Source organism: Variovorax sp. P1_H12_2 (assembly GCF_056405335.1).
The window spans coordinates 1-4,674 of sequence record NZ_JBFUCI010000466.1 but is presented as its reverse complement, the minus strand read 5'-3'; the positions used below and the strand labels follow the sequence as shown (position 1 = coordinate 4,674).

At 64.9% G+C, this 4,674-nt stretch carries 3 protein-coding genes; all 3 read left to right on the top strand.

Annotation, left to right across the window (positions count from 1 at the left end; all coding sequences use genetic code 11):
• Positions 1-974: 974 nt before the first annotated feature.
• Positions 975-1,889 (top strand): LysR family transcriptional regulator, encoded by a 915-nt coding sequence (locus tag AC1D2K_RS30185; protein ID WP_478093552.1) that lies wholly within the window; start codon positions 975-977, stop codon positions 1,887-1,889.
• Between the two features lie 161 nt (positions 1,890-2,050).
• Entirely contained in the window at positions 2,051-3,424 is a 1,374-nt protein-coding gene (locus AC1D2K_RS30180) for an SLC13 family permease (RefSeq protein WP_478093550.1), read from the top strand.
• A gap of 39 nt (positions 3,425-3,463) precedes the next feature.
• On the top strand, positions 3,464-4,674 hold a 1,211-nt coding region (locus AC1D2K_RS30175), incomplete at its 3' end, for a malonate decarboxylase subunit alpha (RefSeq protein ID WP_478093548.1).

Here is a 4,674-nt window from a genome sequence, read left to right as displayed (position 1 = left end):
TGAAAGAGGCTGGAGACGGATCTCTCAGAAGGCGGCGTACGAGTCTCGGGCGACGTCGGTGAAAAGGCGCCATGCGTCGAAGCGCATGGCCAGTTGCTTGTGGCAAAGCGATGCGCACAGCGGATGGCGAACGCCGACGAAGGCATCCTTTATGCAGACGCTGGCGTATAGACATCCCCGCATTCGATCGCATTGACTTCATCGCCCGGTCCGACGAGATGGCATTGAGCCCCTACTTCGAACAACTCGTGCTGCAGCGTCGCCACACTCCGGGCGTCGACCTCGTGAGCCGGTTGCTGCGAACAAATTGCGGTGCTGCGGCTTCGCTAGGGGCGAACCAAGCGCGCTTGGGGCGGTAGGCGTGGTGCAGCCAGGCAGATCCCTTCGCAAGCCTCTTGCATCCGTGTTTCGAGGAGTTTCTGACTCGCGGCGCGTGGGCATCGTGGCCCTGGCCAGGCGGCTGCTCATCGCGCTGTGGCGCTATCTGGACCGCGGCGAAATCCCGACTGGGGCCGAACTCAGGCCGCCTGCCGTTTGAGCCTCGCACCACTCGGCACGGATTGAATCGTCATGATCGAAGGTCGGCGCGCCCACAGTATCGTTGGGTCACCTCAGCGTGACCGCCAGCATGCGGTGCGGGGATATTGCACGACCCGCACGGATAGAAGGTCGTCCGAGCACACTGGCTCGAACGCCGATCACACCCCCACCTCGAATCAAGACAAATCGAAACCGTGCCGCGCAGCGGAGAGGGGGTCGACATGAAATCCTTCTAACCGACGCCATCGAAGGTGTCTTGACCATTTGGTTCACATAGAAGCGATAGTGCGCCCACTCGGCTGTCCGCAGTGGCACGCTGAGTACCGTGCATCTCAGCCTTCTCCGGGCTTTGGACCTACACCACGGAATGGGACGCGACCGCCAGCCGCCCTTTTCGAGTTTCACTTAGGATCGAGCTTCTAAGGCAGGCCGTCATGCACCTCCACGTCAACGAAGAGATCACATTCCGCAGGCTCGAGATCCTCTTGGTCTTCATGGAGACCGGCAATCTCTCGCGCGCGGCCGAGATCCTCGAGATCAGCCCTGTCAGCGTCCACCGCGCCTTGCATGCGCTCGAAACAGGGCTGCGCTGCGCCCTGTTTCGGCACGAAGGCCGCAACCTGCACCCGACCGAGGCCGCGCAAGCCTTGGCGGAGGTTGCCCGGGACGTGCTGCGCGCGATGGCCGAGGGCGTGCGTTCGACGCGCGAAGTGGCGGGCTATTCGGCCGATCGCATCCGCATCGGGTCGCTGTATTCCCTGACCAATCGCACGGTGCCGACGCTGGTCATGGCGATGAAACTGCGCAAGCCCGACATCCAGACCGAACTCGTCCTGGGCTCCAACGCCGACCTGCTGCAGAAGCTGCGTGACGGCGCCATCGATGCGGCGCTGATGGGCACGCCCGACGCGGCCCCAGACCTCGAGTCCGAACCCCTGTTCGAGGACGACATCTACTTCGCCGCGCCTTTGGGTTCGCGCTATGCGTCGATGGAACAGGTGGACCTGGCCGCCTGCGCCCATGAGCGTTTTGTCACCCTGAGCGAAGGCTTCGTCACCTACAGCGGCTTCGTGGACTCGTTTCGCGTGGCTGGCTTTACGCCCCACGTGGTCATGAAGACCGGCGACATCTTCTCCCTGATGAACCTGGTGGACGGTGGCGTCGGCTGCACTCTGCTGCCGGGGCGCGTGCGCTCGGTGATGCCGCAAAGGGTGCAACTGATTCCGCTGCAGTCCCGGTACCTGATGCGCCAGACCATCTCGCTCAATTTCCTGCGCACGCGCGAACGCGATCCCAACCTGCTCGCGCTGCTCTCGGTCTGCCGCATGGCGAAGGCGGACCTGGGCTGAGCATCCACGAGATCGATGCTCGGGTTAACCCTCGATCGTTTCAGTTCGCGTAAAGGTCAGCCACGCCGCTTAGTTGATCGTTCCGTAGGGGGTGCGTACTGTTCGTACCCAGACGTGCTGGCACCGCGTGTCGAACCCAAACACCTCCCGGAGACGCATTGATGAGTTCTCATTGGATTTCGATTTACGCCCTGATCGGCATGTTCGTGCTCGCCACCGTGCTGCCGATCAACATGGGCGTGATCGCCTTCGTCGGCGCGTTCCTGGTCGGCACGCTGGTCGCCGGCATGAACGCCAAGGCCATCATGGGCGGCTTTCCCGCCGACCTGTTCCTGACACTGGTCGGCATCACCTACCTCTTTGCGCTCGCGCAAAACAACGGCACGATCGACTGGCTCGTCAAACTCGCAGTGCGCGCGGTGCGCGGGCGCATCGCGGCCATTCCGTGGATCATGTTCTTCATCGCCGCGTTGCTCACCGCGGTGGGCGCGGTCAGCCCGGCGGCGGTGGCGATCATCGCGCCGATCGCGCTGGGATTCGCGGCCAAGTACGGCATCAACCCGCTGCTCATGGGCCTGATGGTGGTGCACGGCGCGCAGGGCGGCGGCTTCTCCCCGATCAGCATCTATGGCGGCATCACCAACAAGATCGTGGCCCGGGCCGGCTTGCCGCTCAGCGAGATGGCGACGATGATGGCCAGTCTCGGTGTCAACCTGGCGGTCGCGCTCCTGCTGTTCTTCCTGTTCGGCGGGATGAGGCTAGTTCGGCAGAAGGCCGACCACACAGGCGCCATGCCGACCGTGCGCCGCGTCGCCCATGGACAGGGCGGTGCGCAGGTGTACGGGGATGCGGAAAGCGAGTCGTTCGCGGAAGAGCGGCGCACCGCCAACCCTGACAACGATTCGCTGATGGACGCGTCGCCGGCAATCCCTGCCGAGCAGGGCTCGCGCCTCTACCAGATCGCCACCGTGCTGGGCCTGCTGGCACTGGCCGTGCTGACGCTGTTCTTCAAGCTTGACATCGGCTTCGTCTCGATCACCATCGGCCTGCTGCTCACGCTGATGGCGCCCAATCTGCAGAAGCGTGCGCTGGGACAGGTGTCGTGGCCGGAGATCATGCTGATCGTCGGCGTCAGCACCTATGTCGGCGTCATGGAAAAAATGGGGACGATCGATTTCGTCGGCCACAGCGTGGCGGGCCTCACCTCCCCGCTGATGGCAGCACTGCTGCTGTGCTTCGTCGGCGCGGTGGTGTCCGCATTCGCCTCATCGACCGCCGTGCTCGGCTCGTTGATTCCGCTGGCGGTGCCCTTCCTGCAAGGGGACACCGGTGTCAGTGCGATCGGCTTCATCGCGGCGATGGCCGTGTCCTCCACCATCGTCGACGTCAGCCCGTTCTCGACCAACGGCGCGCTGGTGTTGGCCAACGCGAAGGGCGTGGACCGCGATGTGTTCTTCCGCCAATTGATGATGTATGGCGCCCTCGTGACGGTGGTGRCCCCCGTGGTGGTGTGGCTTCTCTTCGTGGTGCTGTAAGGCGCCGCTTTCAATGACTTCACTCAACCCATTCAACCCATGAACTCCAGCTCCTGGACCACCAGGGCCGATGACCGCGCCGCCCGGCTGGCGCGCGCGGCCGCCGCACTCGGCACGCGGCTCGCCGGCAAGCAAGTCGCAACAGAGGCCATCGGCACGCTGCTCGAAGCGGTGCTTGCGCCCGGCGACCGCGTCTGCCTCGAAGGTAACAACCAGAAGCAGGCCGATTTCCTCGCGCAGGCCCTCGTGCAGGTCGATCCGCAGCGCGTGCACGGCCTGCACATGGTGCAGTCGGTGCTAGCATTGCCGGAACATCTCGACGTGTTCGAGAACGGTGTGGCCTCGCGCCTGGACTTCAGCTTCTCGGGGCCGCAGGGCGCGCGCCTGGCCAAGCTGGTCTCGGGCGGGCGCATCGAGATTGGCGCGATCCACACCTACCTCGAGCTGTTCGCGCGCTACTTCGTGGACCTCACGCCCAAGGTGGCGCTGGTCGCCGCGCATGCGGCCGACGCCGAAGGCAACCTCTACACCGGCCCCAACACCGAAGACACGCCGGCCATCGTCGAGGCCACGGCGTTCTCGGGTGGCATCGTGATCGCGCAGGTGAACGAGCTGGTGGACGGCCAGCGCACGACCTTGCCGCGCGTCGACATCCCGTCCGATTGGGTCAGCTTCGTGGTGAAGGCGCCGCGGCCGAATTTCATCGAGCCGCTGTTCACGCGCGACCCGGCGCAGATCAGCGAAGTGCAGATCCTGATGGCAATGATGGCGATCAAGGGCATCTATGCCGAATACGGCGTGCAGCGCCTGAACCATGGCATCGGCTTCGATACCGCGGCGATCGAGCTGCTGCTGCCGACCTACGCCGAGTCGCTTGGGCTCAAGGGCCAGATCGCGAAGCATTGGGCGCTCAACCCGCATCCGGCCCTGATCCCGGCGATCGAGGCCGGCTGGGTCGAGTCGGTGCACTCCTTCGGTTCCGAACTCGGCATGGAGGACTACATCCGGGCCCGCTCCGATGTCTTCTTCACCGGGCCCGACGGCAGCCTGCGCAGCAACCGGGCCTTCTGCCAGGCAGCCGGCCACTACGCCTGCGACCTATTCATCGGCTCGACCCTGCAGATCGACCTCGACGGCAACAGCTCGACCGCCACGCTCGGGCGCATCGCCGGCTTCGGCGGCGCGCCCAACATGGGCGCCGACGCGCGCGGCCGTCGCCATGGCAGCCCGGCCTGGCTCAAGGCCGGGCG

Excerpts from the sequence above, each read along its gene's own strand:
- AC1D2K_RS30185 (WP_478093552.1), top strand. The coding sequence starts at position 975 with ATGCACCTCCACGTCAACGAAGAGATCACATTCCGCAGGCTCGAGATC.